Source organism: Pseudomonas sp. NFX15 (assembly GCF_049132105.1).
GTDB lineage: Bacteria > Pseudomonadota > Gammaproteobacteria > Pseudomonadales > Pseudomonadaceae > Aquipseudomonas.
On record NZ_JAFMPV010000007.1, the window covers coordinates 68,589 to 82,393 of the forward strand.

Below are 13,805 nucleotides of genomic sequence, written 5' to 3' on the forward strand. Positions count from 1 at the left end.
GGCTTTGCGGCATAGTCGCCGGGTTCTGACAATCGCTCACAGATAACATAGGAACCGCCGATGGCGACGCTACTCGTTCTGCATGGCCCCAACCTGAACCTGCTCGGCACCCGTGAACCGGGCACCTATGGCGCCACGACACTGGCGCAGATCAACCAGGACCTGGAACGCCGTGCCCGCGATGCCGGCCACCATCTGCTGCACCTGCAAAGCAACGCCGAGTACGAATTGATCGATCGCATCCACGCTGCCCGCGGCGAAGGCGTCGACTTCATTCTGATCAACCCAGCAGCTTTTACACATACAAGTGTCGCATTACGTGACGCGCTGCTGGCGGTGAGCATCCCATTCATCGAAGTGCATTTGTCCAACGTGCACAAACGCGAACCTTTCCGCCATCACTCTTACTTCTCCGACGTAGCGGTGGGAGTGATCTGCGGCCTTGGCGCCAGCGGTTATCGACTGGCCCTGGAGGCTGCCCTGGAACAGCTTGAACAACAAGTTAACCGCCCCTGACCGACCCTTGGGAGTTGATGATTCATGGATATCCGTAAAGTTAAGAAACTGATCGAATTGCTGGAAGAGTCCGGCATCGACGAGCTCGAGATCAAGGAAGGCGAAGAGTCCGTACGCATCAGCCGTCACAGCAAGACTCCGGCCCAGCAGTACTACGCACCGGCGCCAATGCCTGCACCGGTTGCCGCGCCTGCCGCTGCCGCCGCTCCGGCTGCCGCTGCTGCACCTGCTGCTGCCGCCGCACCAGCGCTGAACGGCACCGTTGCCCGTTCGCCGATGGTCGGTACGTTCTACCGCAAGTCTTCGCCAAGCTCGCCGTCCTTCGTAGAAGTCGGCCAGACCGTGAAGAAAGGCGACACCCTGTGCATCGTTGAAGCCATGAAGATGATGAACCACATCGAAGCTGAAACCAGCGGTGTGATCGAATCCATCCTCGTTGAAGACGGCCAGCCGGTTGAGTACGACCAACCGCTGTTCACCATCGTTTGAACCGCGGAGAGCCTTTGATGACTGCGAAGTTGGAAAAAGTTCTGATCGCTAACCGCGGTGAGATCGCCCTGCGGATTCTGCGTGCCTGCAAAGAGATGGGCATCAAGACCGTCGCCGTTTACTCCAAGGCCGACAAAGAGCTGATGCACCTGGGCCTGGCAGACGAATCGGTCTGCATCGGTCCAGCTTCTGCCGCTCAGTCTTACCTGCACATCCCGGCCATCATCGCTGCTGCTGAAGTGACTGGCGCCACTGCCATTCACCCAGGCTACGGTTTCCTCGCGGAAAACGCCGACTTCGCCGAGCAGGTCGAGAACTCCGGTTTCGCGTTCATCGGTCCGAAAGCCGACACCATTCGCCTGATGGGCGACAAGGTATCGGCCAAGCACGCGATGATCGAAGCCGGCGTGCCAACCGTTCCGGGCTCTGACGGCCCGCTGCCGGAAGACGAAGAAACCGCTCTGCGCATTGGTCGCGAAGTCGGTTACCCGGTGATCATCAAGGCCGCTGGCGGCGGCGGTGGTCGCGGCATGCGCGTGGTGCATAAAGAGGAAGACCTGATCTCCTTCGCCAAGCTGACCCGCACCGAAGCAGGCGCGGCGTTCGGCAACCCGATGGTCTACCTGGAAAAATTCCTGACCAACCCACGTCACGTGGAAGTCCAGGTGCTTTCCGACGGCCAGGGCAACGCCATCCACCTGGGTGACCGCGACTGCTCGCTGCAACGTCGTCACCAGAAAGTTCTCGAAGAAGCGCCGGCACCGGGCATCGACGAGAAGGCTCGCCAGGAAGTCTTCGCCCGCTGCGTCAAGGCGTGCATCGACATCGGCTACCGTGGCGCGGGTACTTTCGAGTTCCTGTACGAGAACGGTCGTTTCTACTTCATCGAGATGAACACTCGTGTCCAGGTAGAGCACCCGGTTTCGGAAATGGTCACCGGTATCGACATCGTCAAGGAGATGCTCAGCATCGCCGCCGGCAACAAGCTGTCGTTCACCCAGGATGACGTGGTCATCCGCGGTCACGCGCTGGAATGCCGGATCAACGCTGAAGACCCGAAAACCTTCATGCCGAGCCCGGGCACGGTCAAGCACTTCCACGCCCCAGGCGGCAACGGCGTTCGCGTCGATTCGCACCTGTACAGTGGTTATGCGGTTCCGCCGAACTACGATTCGTTGATCGGCAAGCTGATCACCTACGGCGCCACCCGTGAAGAAGCCATGGCGCGCATGCGCAATGCGCTGGACGAGATCGTGGTTGACGGGATAAAGACCAACATCCCGCTGCACCGCGACCTGACTCGCGATGAAGGCTTCTGCAAAGGGGGCGTGAACATTCACTACCTCGAGCACAAGCTGGCTGGCGAGAAGCACTAAGCTTCGACCCCATCAACAAAGCCGCCTTCGGGCGGCTTTGTTGTTTCTGAAGATTTCTCACTACTCATTGTAGGAGCTGGCTTGCCAGCGAAGACGTCTAAGCATTCAGCATCAAAGTCGGCTGACACGCCGCCATCGCGAGCAAGCTTGCTCCTACAGGGTACACTTCGGTCCCAGACCAGCCCGGCGAATGCAAACTACGCCCACTCCCACAAACGCTGCGCGCTCGCGTAAACTTGCGCGCTTCTCGCAGCCCGCTAGGCTGCAATCAATATTTTTCAAAGGTGCCCGCCATGCCTTGGCTGCAAGTACGTCTCGCCATCAGCCCAGAACAAGCCGAAACCTATGAAGACGCTTTCCTTGAAGTGGGCGCCGTGTCGGTGACTTTCATGGACGCCGAAGACCAGCCGATCTTCGAGCCGGAACTCAACACCACGCCACTGTGGTCGCACACCCACCTGCTGGCCCTGTTCGAAGGTGGCACCGAGCCCGGCCCGGTACTTGCGCACCTCGAACTGCTGACCGGCAGCCCGCTGCCTGAGCACCACAGCGAAGTGATCGAAGACCAGGACTGGGAACGCAGCTGGATGGACGGTTTCCAGCCGATGCAATTCGGCCAGCGCCTGTGGATCGTGCCAAGCTGGCACGCCGCGCCGGAACCTGATGCGGTGAATTTGCTGCTGGACCCGGGCCTAGCCTTCGGCACCGGCACCCACCCGACCACGGCGCTGTGCCTGGAATGGCTCGACGGTCAGGACCTGAAAGACTGCAACGTGCTCGACTTCGGTTGCGGCTCGGGGATCCTGGCGATTGCCGCGCTGTTGCTCGGTGCAAAGGAAGCCGTGGGTACCGACATCGACGTGCAGGCGCTGGAAGCGTCCCGCGACAATGCCGGGCGCAACAACATCGCCGAGCACCTGTTCCCGCTGTACCTGCCGGAAGACTTGCCACAGGTTCAGGCTGACATCCTGGTCGCCAATATTCTTGCCGGCCCGCTGGTGTCCCTGGCGCCGCAACTGTCCGGCCTGGTCAAGTCGGGTGGTCGTCTGGCACTGTCGGGCATCCTCGCCGAGCAGGGCGATGAAGTCGCCGCCGCGTACACCAAGGACTTCGACCTGGATCCGATCGCCAATCGCGATGGCTGGGTGCGCATCACTGGCCGTCGGCGCTAGAATGATCGCCTGCATAATCCGGAACGCCGCATGACCGACAGCTTCGTCACTCAGTGCCCGCATTGCCAAACCAGCTTCCGCGTCAGCCATGCCCAGTTGAGCGTGGCACGTGGCGTGGTGCGCTGCGGCTCCTGCCTGCAGGTGTTCAACGCCGCCAAGCAACTGCTTGAGCAGGCTGGCAAGGAAGCACCGATAGCGACGCCCCTCTCGCCTGCGCAAGCTGCAGAACCTGCGGTGCCGGTCGAGCCCGCGCCACCGCGCGCCATCAGCCAAAAGCAATGGAGCGCCGCGGAGCTGGACCTGGACAGCCTCGACCTCGACGAAGAACTCGCCCGGCTCGAACAACGCGAGATCCAGCCAACCACTGAGTTCGGCCGCCATCGCGAGGAGCCCCTGAGTGCCCGCCGCGACAGCGCCGAGCCTGACGACGAGCCATGGTCCGACAGCCTGTTCAGCGAACCGGCCGCCGATCGCTTGCACGTCGACGAGACGTTCGACAGCCCCGAAGCAGTGGAACCTACGCCCGGGCCTGTCAACGAATCACGCACTGAACCTTCGCTGTCACTGGAACCGGTTGATCTCGACGACGAGCCGCAGCCTCCGCAATTGCGCCTGCACGACCCGCTCGATGCACCGTTGCACCACGAACGGCTGTCAGCTGCCGACGAGAATGAAATCGACGACGACCTGCCCTCGATCGAACCCCTGCGCAAACGCCGCGAACGCAGCGAACCGGGCGTACGTGCCGAGGTACTGCAAGACCTGACCGACGACCCGCTGCAACTGGACTGGCAACGACGCCGTTCGCCCTGGGGCCGCCGCTTGCTGTGGTTGCTGTTAGTGCTGATCGCCGCTGGCGCACTGGCCGGGCAGTACATCGCCTACCATTTCGACGAACTGGCGCGACAGGACCAGTACCGTCCATGGTTCCAGCAGGTTTGCCCGCAAATCGGCTGCACCGTGCCTTCCAAGGTCGACATCGCCAAGATCAAGAGCAGCAACCTGGTGGTGCGCAGCCACCCCGACTTCAATGGCGCCCTGGTGGTCGATGCGATCATCTATAACCGCGCGCCCTTCTCCCAGCCGTTCCCGTTGCTGGAACTGCGCTTCGCCGACCTCAACGGCCACCTGATCGCCAGCCGCCGCTTCAAACCCGGCGAATACCTCAACGGCGACCTCGAAGGCATGGCGGAAATGCCCCCGCAAACACCGATCCACATCGCCCTGGACATTCTCGACCCTGGCGCCAAGGCCGTTAACTACAGCCTGAGCTTTCACTCGCCGGAGTGAAACGCTTCATCGCTCGCCGATTGACGTCGGCTTTCTGACGACCCCGGGCACACCAAACCACTGGCAATAACGGAAGAACTGTTCAGATTTTGTTCAATTCAGCCTTTATCCAGTCATCGAGAGCGGGTATCATGCCAACCCTTTTTCGAACTCTCATGATCCGGCCCCACAACAGGGAAGTCCTATGTCGGCGGTACGCATCGGCCCATACACATTAGATAACAGCCTGATTCTCGCCCCGATGGCGGGCGTCACTGACCAGCCCTTTCGTCAGCTGTGCAAGCGTTTGGGCGCGGGACTAGTAGTCTCAGAAATGGTCACCAGCGACATGAGCTTGTGGAACACCCGCAAGTCGCGCCTGCGCATGATCCACGAAGGTGATCCCGAGCCACGCTCGGTACAGATTGCCGGTGGCGACGCACAGATGCTGGCGGACGCTGCCCGCGCCAACGTTGAAATGGGCGCACAGATTATTGATATCAACATGGGTTGTCCGGCGAAGAAGGTCTGCAACAAGGCCGCCGGCTCCGCACTGTTGAAAGATGAAGCCCTGGTGACCGAGATCCTGCAGGCTGTCGTGGCGGCGGTCGATGTGCCGGTTACCCTGAAGATCCGGACCGGTTGGGACCGGGACAACAAGAACGGCCTGACGGTGGCGAAGATCGCCGAACAGGCAGGCATCAAGGCGCTGGCGGTGCATGGCCGCACCCGTGCCGACCTGTACACAGGTGTTGCCGAGTACGACACCATTGCCGCGATCAAGCAGGCGGTGTCGATCCCGGTCTTTGCCAACGGCGATATCGATTCGCCGGAAAAGGCCCGGTACGTGCTCGACGCGACCGGCGCCGACGGCCTGCTGGTTGGCCGGGCCGCCCAGGGGCGGCCATGGATTTTTCGCGAGATCGACCATTTCCTGCGTACCGGCGAGAAGCTCCCGGCGCTGGAACTGGTCGAGGTGGAACGCATTCTGCTAGAGCATCTGGCTGCCCTGCACGCCTTCTATGGCGATGTCATGGGCGTGCGCATTGCTCGAAAGCATGTGGGCTGGTATCTCGCAACCCTGCCGGGCGCCAGGGAGTTTCGCGCCCACTTCAATCGTTTGGATGGTACGGAAACACAATGCGCCAACGTTCAGGCGTTTTTCGCCGAACGTTACAAGAGCCTGACAGGGGACGGAGAGTGGGTGGCCGCATGACGACGATGACCGAGACTTTAGTGAGTGGAACAACACCCGTGAGCGACAACGTGAATTTGAAACAGCACCTCAATACGCCCAGCGAAGAAGGCCAGACCCTTCGCGGGAGTGTCGAGAAGGCGCTGCACAATTATTTCGCCCACCTTGAGGGCGCTGCCGTCACGGATGTGTACAACCTGGTGCTCTCCGAAGTCGAGGCTCCCCTGCTCGAGTGCGTGATGAACTACGTCAAGGGCAACCAGACCAAGGCCAGCGAGCTGCTCGGGCTCAACCGAGGCACGCTGCGCAAGAAACTCAAGCAGTACGATTTGCTGTAAGCATTCAATCAAACCAGAAAGGCGCCCGCGTAAAACCGGTCGCCTTTTTTGCTGACTTCCTTTGCTTTTGATGGAAATTGAGATGACCGACCAGACTACCCGCCTGCCGATCCGCCGCGCCTTGATCAGTGTTTCCGACAAGACCGGGATCCTCGAATTCGCCAGGGAGCTTGAAGCCCTGGGTGTCGAGATCCTCTCCACCGGCGGGACGTTCAAGCTGCTGCAGGACAACGGCGTTGCCGCAGTGGAAGTCGCGGACTACACCGGCTTTGCGGAAATGATGGACGGTCGGGTCAAGACCCTGCACCCGAAAATCCACGGCGGGATCCTCGGTCGTCGCGGTATCGACGACGCCATCATGAACGAGCACGGCATCAAGCCGATCGACCTGGTTGCGGTCAACCTGTACCCGTTCGAAGCGACCATCAACAAGCCAGCCTGCGACCTGCCGACCGCCATCGAGAACATCGACATCGGTGGCCCGACCATGGTCCGCTCCGCTGCAAAGAACCACAAAGACGTGGCCATCGTGGTTAACGCCAGCGACTACGCCCACGTCCTGGAAAACCTCAAGACCGGCGGCCTGACCTACGCCCAGCGCTTCGACCTGATGCTCAAGGCGTTCGAACACACCGCCGCCTACGACGGCATGATCGCCAACTACATGGGCACCGTGAACCAGGCAGCTAGCACACTCAGCACAGAAGGTCGCAGCGAATTCCCGCGCACCTTCAACAGCCAGTTCATCAAGGCCCAGGAAATGCGCTACGGCGAGAACCCGCACCAGAGCGCGGCGTTCTACGTGGAGGCCAAACCTGCCGAAGTCGGCATCGCCACCGCGACCCAGCTGCAAGGCAAGGAACTGTCGTACAACAACGTGGCCGACACCGACGCCGCGCTGGAATGCGTGAAGAGCTTCGTCAAGCCGGCCTGCGTCATCGTCAAGCACGCCAACCCGTGCGGCGTGGCGGTCAGCCCTGATGCCGAAGGCGGCATCCGTCAGGCCTACGAACTGGCCTACGCCACCGACACCGAATCGGCTTTCGGCGGCATCATCGCCTTCAACCGCGAACTGGACGCCGAGACGGCCAAGGCCATCGTCGAGCGTCAGTTCGTCGAGGTGATCATCGCCCCGAGCGTCAGCGAAGAAGCCCGCGCCATTGTCGCCGCCAAGGCCAACGTGCGCCTGCTGGCTTGTGGCGAGTGGTCCGCTGACCGCGCCGCTGCCTGGGACTACAAACGCGTCAACGGTGGCCTGCTGGTGCAGAGCCGCGACATCGGCATGATCAGTGCCGACGACCTGAAAGTGGTGACCAAGCGCGCACCGACCGAGCAGGAAATCAACGACCTGATCTTCGCCTGGAAAGTCGCCAAGTACGTGAAGTCCAACGCCATCGTCTACGCCAAGAACCGCCAGACCATCGGTGTCGGCGCCGGCCAGATGAGCCGCGTGAACTCCGCGCGCATTGCGGCCATCAAGGCTGAGCACGCCGGTTTGCAGGTAGCCGGTTCGGTGATGGCATCGGATGCGTTCTTCCCGTTCCGCGACGGTCTGGACAATGCCGCCAAGGTCGGTATCACTGCGGTGATCCAGCCAGGCGGTTCGATGCGCGATGCTGAAGTGATTGCTGCTGCCGACGAAGCCGGTATCGCGATGGTCTTCACCGGCATGCGCCACTTCCGTCACTAAGCACACGATCAACTGTAGGAGCCGGCTTGCCGGCGAAGGCGCCCCGCCTGACACACCGCGGCGCGCCCTTCGCTGGCAAGCCAGCTCCTACAAGAGCATCCAGCCGGATGCCTCCCAGAATTTGCGTCATCCGAGGTTTTTGAAATGAATGTTTTGATCATTGGCAGCGGTGGCCGTGAACACGCCCTGGCCTGGAAAGTAGCCCAGGATCCACGCGTGCAGAAAGTGTTCGTCGCGCCGGGCAACGCCGGTACGGCGATTGAAGCCAAGTGCGAGAACGTCGCCATCGACGTGCTGGCGCTTGAGCAACTGGCAGACTTTGCCGAGAAAAACGTTTCCCTGACCATCGTCGGCCCTGAAGTGCCGCTGGTCGCTGGCGTCGTCGACCTGTTCCGCAGCCGTGGCCTGGATTGCTTCGGCCCGACCGCTGGCGCTGCCCAGCTGGAAGGTTCGAAAGCCTTCACCAAGGATTTCCTGGCGCGCCACAAGATCCCGACTGCCGACTACCAGAACTTCACCGAAATCGAGCCGGCCCTGGCTTACCTGCGTGAAAAGGGTGCGCCGATCGTGATCAAGGCCGACGGCCTGGCTGCCGGTAAAGGTGTGATCGTCGCCATGACCCTGGCTGAAGCCGAAGACGCCGTGCGCGACATGCTCGCCGGCAATGCCTTTGGCGATGCCGGTTCGCGCGTGGTCATCGAAGAATTCCTCGATGGCGAGGAAGCCAGCTTCATCGTCATGGTCGACGGCAAGAACGTGCTGCCGATGGCGACCAGCCAGGATCACAAACGCGTCGGCGACGGCGACACCGGCCCGAACACCGGCGGCATGGGTGCTTACTCCCCGGCGCCCGTGGTCACTGCCCAGGTGCACAAGCGCGTCATGGACCTGGTGATCTGGCCGACCGTGCGCGGCATGGCTGAGGAAGGCAACGTCTACACTGGCTTCCTGTACGCAGGCCTGATGATCGACAAGGCTGGCAACCCGAAAGTCATCGAGTTCAACTGCCGCTTCGGCGACCCTGAGACCCAACCGGTGATGCTGCGCTTGCAGTCGAGCCTGGTGTTGCTGGTCGAAGCTGCCCTGGCGCAGGCGCTGGACAAAGTGGAAGCGCAATGGGACCCACGCCCGAGCGTCGGCATCGTCCTGGCCGCTGGCGGCTATCCGGGTGACTACGCCAAAGGCGCGGCCATCAAGGGGCTCGATGCAGCCGCGGCGCTGGAAGGCAAGGTGTTCCACGCCGGTACCGCGCTCAAGGATGGTCAAGTGGTGACGGCCGGTGGTCGGGTGCTGTGCGCGACCGCCATGGGTGCCAGTGTCGATGCGGCGCAGCAGCAGGCTTACACACTGGCGGCTACGATTGACTGGGAAGGCTGCTTCTATCGCAAGGACATCGGCTACCGCGCCATTGCTCGCGAACGTGGCGAAACCCAGGAATAAGGTCAACACCGCGCCAGGCAATCAATACGGTTTGTTGCCTGGCTATTCCGGCGCCGCGCATCGTTATATTCTTGCACCAACCTAACGAAGGGATTTCGCCGTGCGCTGGCTCAGGATTGCCATAAGCTTGACCGTCACTTTGCTGACCTTGCTCTGCATGCTCCCGGCCCAGGCCGCGCAAGGCAGTGGCTGGGCGGTATTGCTCGACGAACAGGGCGACCTGCAACTGAGCGACATCCGCTCCGCTCGCTACACCAATCAATTCAGCCCCATCGAACTCGACCGAATCACGGCGGCCGAGCCCGAGGGTGCGCTGTGGCTGCGATTCAGGCTCGCACCCGGCAAGCACGAACAACTGCTGCGGGTGTTCGCGCCCGACCTGCGTCAGTTCAACATGTACGTACTGGACGGCGACAAACTGATCGACCAGTCCAGCACCGGTAACGAACAGCCCCAATCCGAGCGGCCTCTGCCCAGCAGCGACTTCATGCTGGCGTTGCCGCAAAGCGACAAGCCACTGGACGTTTACCTGCGACTGGCCTCCGACCATGAGTTACGGCCGTACATCACCCTGCAATCGGCGATCATGACCGCCGCCAACCAGAACCAGACGCTGATCTACGGCCTGCTGTTCGGTTGCATCGCCATGCTGATCCTGCACAACCTCATCCGCTATGCCTACACCCGCTCGCGCAGTGCACTCTGGCTGGCGGCGTGCGAAGGGATGCTGATGCTCAGCCTGCTGCTGTTGCTGAACCTCACCGGCCCCTGGTTGCCGGACTGGCATGCGCTGCAAACGCCCGGCGCCTACCTGGCCCTGCTGCTGACCGCGCCTTGCGGGCTGATGCTCGCCTATCGCTTCTTCGCCCCGCTCGGCCCGCACCTGCTGCACCGCGTGCTGTTCGCCGAAGTGTTGCTCATCACCGCCTGCGGCCTGCTGTTGTTGTTCGTCAACACCTTGCCGCTGAACTTCATCACCTACGGCCTGGTGGCCCTGGCCGGCCTGAGCATGCTGTTCGTCAGCGCCTATCACTGGCAAAAAGGCTATCGCCCGGCGCGCCTCTTCGTCGCGGCCATGGTGGTATTCAACCTTGGCACACTGATCATCCTGCCGGCCCTGTTAGGCCTGACCCTGATCGAACCTCATGGCCTGATCACCACCCTGCTGGTATTCATCTGCATCAGCGGCCTGCTGATGAGCATTGCGCTGAGCGAGCGCCAGCGCCGCATCACCGAAGACCGTTTCAGCATCAGCCGCGACCTGGCGGCCAGTAATGCCGAGATCAACGCCAAGGCCGAGTTCCTGGCGAAGATCAGCCATGAGATCCGTACCCCGATGAACGGCGTCCTCGGCATGACCGAACTGCTGCTGGGCACGCCGCTGTCGGTCAAGCAACGCGATTACGTGCAGACGATCCACAGTGCCGGCAACGAACTGCTGACCCTGATCAACGAGATCCTCGACATCTCGAAACTCGAGTCCGGACAGATCGAACTCGACGATGTGCAGTTCGACCTCAACGCGCTGATCGAAGACTGCCTGAGTATCTTCCGCGCCAAGGCCGAACAGCAGAACGTCGAGTTGATCAGCTTCATCCAGCCACAGGTGCCGCGCGTGATCAGCGGCGACCCGACGCGCCTGCGCCAGACCTTGTTGAGCCTGCTGGAAAATGCCCTGAAAAAAACCGACGAGGGCGAAATCCTCATCGTCGTCGCGCTCGACGAGCGCAGCGCCAAGCCGCGCCTGCGGATCGCCGTGCAGGACAGCGGCGAGCCGATGGACGCCGAGGAACGCGATGCGCTGATGCACGCCGAACTGCACAGCCGGCACTTCCTCTCGGCGACGCATCTGGGCGGCAACCTGGGGCTGGTGATTGCCCGTCAACTGATTCGCCTGATGCAAGGGGAATTCGGCATCAAGAGCGGCAGCAACCAGGGCAGCACCCTGTGGCTGACCCTGCCCCTGGACCCGGATCGCCTCGAACACCCGACCTCCGACCTCGATGGACCGCTGCAAGGTGCGCGGGTGCTGGTGGTGGACGACAACGACACCTGTCGCAAGGTGCTCGTGCAGCAATGTACCGCCTGGGGCCTGAACGTCAGCGCCGCTCCTTCCGGCAAGGAAGCACTGGCGTTGCTGCGCACCAAGGCGCATTTGCGCGATTACTTCGATGTGGTCCTGCTGGACCAGAACATGCCCGGCATGACCGGCATGCAATTGGCGGCCAAGATCAAGGAAGACCCGAGCCTCAATCACGACATCCTGCTGATCATGCTCACCGGCATCAGCAACGCGCCCAGCAAGATCATCGCGCGCAACTCGGGGATCAAGCGCATCCTCGCCAAACCGGTGGCCGGCTACACCCTCAAGACTACGCTGGCCGACGAACTGACCCAGCGCAACAAAGGCGTGCTCGTCACCCAGCCTGTACCCAGCGGCCAGCCTTTACCGGTCAAGGTCCCCAGCGATTTCCGCATCCTGGTGGCCGAAGACAACAGCATTTCGACCAAGGTAATCCGCGGCATGCTAAGCAAGCTCAGCCTGCAACCGGACACCGCCTGCAACGGCGAGGAAGCCTTGCAGGCGATGAAAGCCCAGCATTACGACCTGGTGCTGATGGACTGCGAAATGCCGATTCTCGACGGCTTCTCGGCAACCCAGCAATTGCGTGCCTGGGAAGTCGCCAACCAGCGGGTTCGCACCCCCGTGGTGGCATTGACTGCGCATATCCTCGCCGAACACAAGGAGCGTGCGCGCCAGGCCGGCATGGACGGACACATGGCCAAGCCGGTGGAACTGTCGCAACTGCGCGAACTGATCGAGCACTGGGTCGCACAGCGTGACCAGCAGAATCGCGCGACGACCCAGACGTCCTGAGCCGACAGACTGCACAACCCCTGATAGACTCCCCCTCGACTTCCCTCGCCAGTGAGCCCGGCCCCATGCTCCATGTGCTGTTCAGCGTTTACCTGAAGATGCTGGTGCTCTACAGCCCGTTCTTCGTATTGTCTTGCTTCATCAGCCTGACCCGTGGTTACTCGCGCAAGGAACAGCGTCGGCTGGCCTGGAAAGTGGCGCTGGCGACACTGGTCTCCAGCGTGCTGCTGTACTTGTTCGGGCGAGTGATTTTCAGCGTCTTCGGCATCACCGTGGACGCCTTCCGCATCGGCGCCGGCAGTGTGCTGTTTATCTCGGCACTGGGCATGGCCCAAGGCAAATCGGCGGTACAGACCGACAACGTGCAGCAGGATGTCACCATCGTCCCGCTGACCATCCCGCTGACCGTCGGCCCTGGTACTATCGGTGCCTTGCTGGTGATGGGCGTGAGCCAGCCGCACTGGGACGACAAACTCACGGCCATCGTCAGCATTGCCCTGGCCAGTTTTACCGTGGGCGTGGTGCTGTTTTTGTCTGGCCGTATCGAGCGGATTCTCGGCGATCAGGGATTACAGATCGTCAGCCGGTTGATGGGGTTATTCGTGTGCGCGCTGGCGGCACAGATCATCTTTACCGGGGTGAAGGGCTATCTGGTGCCCTGACGCCGACGGCCCTGTTCAGTGCAGCGCAACGACCTGCTCCTGACGCCGCTCCCCCAGCAATGAAATGATCGTCGCGCGGGACAGGTCGTAATCTTCCCGCTCGACGAGCGCCTGATAGCCACTGACCGCTACGTTCGCGTTGACTTTTGCAGCCTGGAAACGCTGCGCCGCCAGATTGCCCGCCACCGGTTCGCCATACTCGAAGGCGATGGTGAAGACAGTCATGCGGGTGCCGGTCGACATCACCGCCACCTGCAATCGTACCCACCGCTCCTGCTGCACCGCATGCCTTCGCAGCAACTCAGTCGATGGTGATGCCGACGTCTGGCGTGATATTCGTTCCAGGCTGTCCGCCAGCGACGTTAACGCTGAAGCAGACACACCTTTTGCCACGACCTGCGGCAACCATTCACTCAAGGTAAAACTGCCGGTCAGCGGTGCAGGAAAACTGCCATGGCTATCGTTGACCAGTGCTCCGCCCAGCGTCCTCATAGCCAACTTGTTGGCCTGTGCCCAGTCGCCGAACGCCCTGAAGTCCGGGCACTTGTGAGAGGCCACCGTGTAAGCGTAAAGCAACGCGTCCAGACCATCTTGCCGGTCCGCCCCGGACAATTCGTCCGCCAGCAGAATCACACCACCGGCACACACATAAGAGGTGTAGTTCAAACCCGTATTCATCGATCTTTCCCCGCCAAGGAACCAGAGGCATTGCAAACCGCAAACCCTGTAGGAGCGAACCTGCTCGCGAAGAACAACCAGACACCCGCGTTATCACTGACA

At 61.6% G+C, this 13,805-nt stretch carries 12 protein-coding genes; 11 read left to right on the top strand and 1 reads right to left on the bottom strand.

Annotated elements, in window-relative coordinates; genetic code table 11:
* Nucleotides 1-60: 60 nt before the first annotated feature.
* The 11 genes from aroQ to J1D76_RS10100 all read left to right on the top strand — a co-directional run bounded on the left by aroQ (nt 61) and on the right by J1D76_RS10100 (nt 13,025).
* Nucleotides 61-516, top strand: coding sequence for a type II 3-dehydroquinate dehydratase (gene aroQ, locus J1D76_RS10050; RefSeq protein WP_421138161.1), 456 nt, complete (start codon nt 61-63; stop codon nt 514-516).
* A gap of 24 nt (nt 517-540) precedes the next feature.
* The gene (accB, locus tag J1D76_RS10055) at nt 541-1,005 is read left to right on the top strand and encodes an acetyl-CoA carboxylase biotin carboxyl carrier protein (RefSeq protein WP_421138162.1); all 465 of its coding nucleotides are present in this window, start codon (nt 541-543) and stop codon (nt 1,003-1,005) included.
* 17 nt (nt 1,006-1,022) lie between these two features.
* Nucleotides 1,023-2,381 (top strand): acetyl-CoA carboxylase biotin carboxylase subunit, encoded by a 1,359-nt coding sequence (gene accC / locus J1D76_RS10060; RefSeq protein ID WP_421138163.1) that lies wholly within the window; start codon nt 1,023-1,025, stop codon nt 2,379-2,381.
* Between the two features lie 293 nt (nt 2,382-2,674).
* Nucleotides 2,675-3,553, top strand: a complete 879-nt coding sequence (prmA, locus tag J1D76_RS10065) for a 50S ribosomal protein L11 methyltransferase (RefSeq protein WP_421138164.1) — start codon at nt 2,675-2,677, stop codon at nt 3,551-3,553.
* 30 nt (nt 3,554-3,583) lie between these two features.
* Nucleotides 3,584-4,843 (top strand): DUF3426 domain-containing protein, encoded by a 1,260-nt coding sequence (locus tag J1D76_RS10070; RefSeq protein WP_421138165.1) that lies wholly within the window; start codon nt 3,584-3,586, stop codon nt 4,841-4,843.
* A 184-nt stretch (nt 4,844-5,027) separates the two neighbouring features.
* On the top strand, nt 5,028-6,038 hold the full coding sequence (gene dusB, locus J1D76_RS10075; protein WP_421138166.1) for a tRNA dihydrouridine synthase DusB: 1,011 nt from the start codon (nt 5,028-5,030) through the stop codon (nt 6,036-6,038).
* Nucleotides 6,035-6,355, top strand: coding sequence for a DNA-binding transcriptional regulator Fis (fis, locus tag J1D76_RS10080; protein WP_421138167.1), 321 nt, complete (start codon nt 6,035-6,037; stop codon nt 6,353-6,355). The genes dusB and fis overlap by 4 nt, the downstream gene beginning before the upstream one ends.
* Nucleotides 6,356-6,437: 82 nt before the next feature.
* On the top strand, nt 6,438-8,045 hold the full coding sequence (gene purH / locus J1D76_RS10085) for a bifunctional phosphoribosylaminoimidazolecarboxamide formyltransferase/IMP cyclohydrolase (RefSeq protein WP_421138168.1): 1,608 nt from the start codon (nt 6,438-6,440) through the stop codon (nt 8,043-8,045).
* Between the two features lie 144 nt (nt 8,046-8,189).
* Nucleotides 8,190-9,485 carry a phosphoribosylamine--glycine ligase gene (gene purD / locus J1D76_RS10090; protein ID WP_421138169.1) on the top strand — a complete coding sequence of 432 codons (1,296 nt, stop codon included), beginning with the start codon at nt 8,190-8,192 and terminating at the stop codon, nt 9,483-9,485.
* Nucleotides 9,486-9,585: 100 nt separating this feature from the next.
* Nucleotides 9,586-12,363 carry a response regulator gene (locus tag J1D76_RS10095; protein ID WP_421138170.1) on the top strand — a complete coding sequence of 926 codons (2,778 nt, stop codon included), beginning with the start codon at nt 9,586-9,588 and terminating at the stop codon, nt 12,361-12,363.
* Between the two features lie 65 nt (nt 12,364-12,428).
* The gene (locus J1D76_RS10100; protein WP_421138171.1) at nt 12,429-13,025 is read left to right on the top strand and encodes a MarC family protein; all 597 of its coding nucleotides are present in this window, start codon (nt 12,429-12,431) and stop codon (nt 13,023-13,025) included.
* Between the two features lie 15 nt (nt 13,026-13,040).
* On the opposite strand, the gene J1D76_RS10105 is transcribed toward J1D76_RS10100, so the two are convergent.
* Nucleotides 13,041-13,703 (bottom strand): hypothetical protein, encoded by a 663-nt coding sequence (locus J1D76_RS10105; RefSeq protein WP_421138172.1) that lies wholly within the window; start codon nt 13,701-13,703, stop codon nt 13,041-13,043.
* Nucleotides 13,704-13,805: the final 102 nt, after the last annotated feature.

What these genes read in the sequence shown, in the direction of transcription:
- aroQ (WP_421138161.1), top strand. Translation starts at nt 61, where the DNA reads ATGGCGACGCTACTCGTTCTGCATGGCCCCAACCTGAACCTGCTCGGC.
- accB (WP_421138162.1), top strand. Translation starts at nt 541, where the DNA reads ATGGATATCCGTAAAGTTAAGAAACTGATCGAATTGCTGGAAGAGTCC.
- accC (WP_421138163.1), top strand. Translation starts at nt 1,023, where the DNA reads ATGACTGCGAAGTTGGAAAAAGTTCTGATCGCTAACCGCGGTGAGATC.
- prmA (WP_421138164.1), top strand. Translation starts at nt 2,675, where the DNA reads ATGCCTTGGCTGCAAGTACGTCTCGCCATCAGCCCAGAACAAGCCGAA.
- J1D76_RS10070 (WP_421138165.1), top strand. Translation starts at nt 3,584, where the DNA reads ATGACCGACAGCTTCGTCACTCAGTGCCCGCATTGCCAAACCAGCTTC.
- dusB (WP_421138166.1), top strand. Translation starts at nt 5,028, where the DNA reads ATGTCGGCGGTACGCATCGGCCCATACACATTAGATAACAGCCTGATT.
- fis (WP_421138167.1), top strand. Translation starts at nt 6,035, where the DNA reads ATGACGACGATGACCGAGACTTTAGTGAGTGGAACAACACCCGTGAGC.
- purH (WP_421138168.1), top strand. Translation starts at nt 6,438, where the DNA reads ATGACCGACCAGACTACCCGCCTGCCGATCCGCCGCGCCTTGATCAGT.
- purD (WP_421138169.1), top strand. Translation starts at nt 8,190, where the DNA reads ATGAATGTTTTGATCATTGGCAGCGGTGGCCGTGAACACGCCCTGGCC.
- J1D76_RS10100 (WP_421138171.1), top strand. Translation starts at nt 12,429, where the DNA reads ATGCTCCATGTGCTGTTCAGCGTTTACCTGAAGATGCTGGTGCTCTAC.
- J1D76_RS10105 (WP_421138172.1), bottom strand. Translation starts at nt 13,703, where the DNA reads ATGAATACGGGTTTGAACTACACCTCTTATGTGTGTGCCGGTGGTGTG.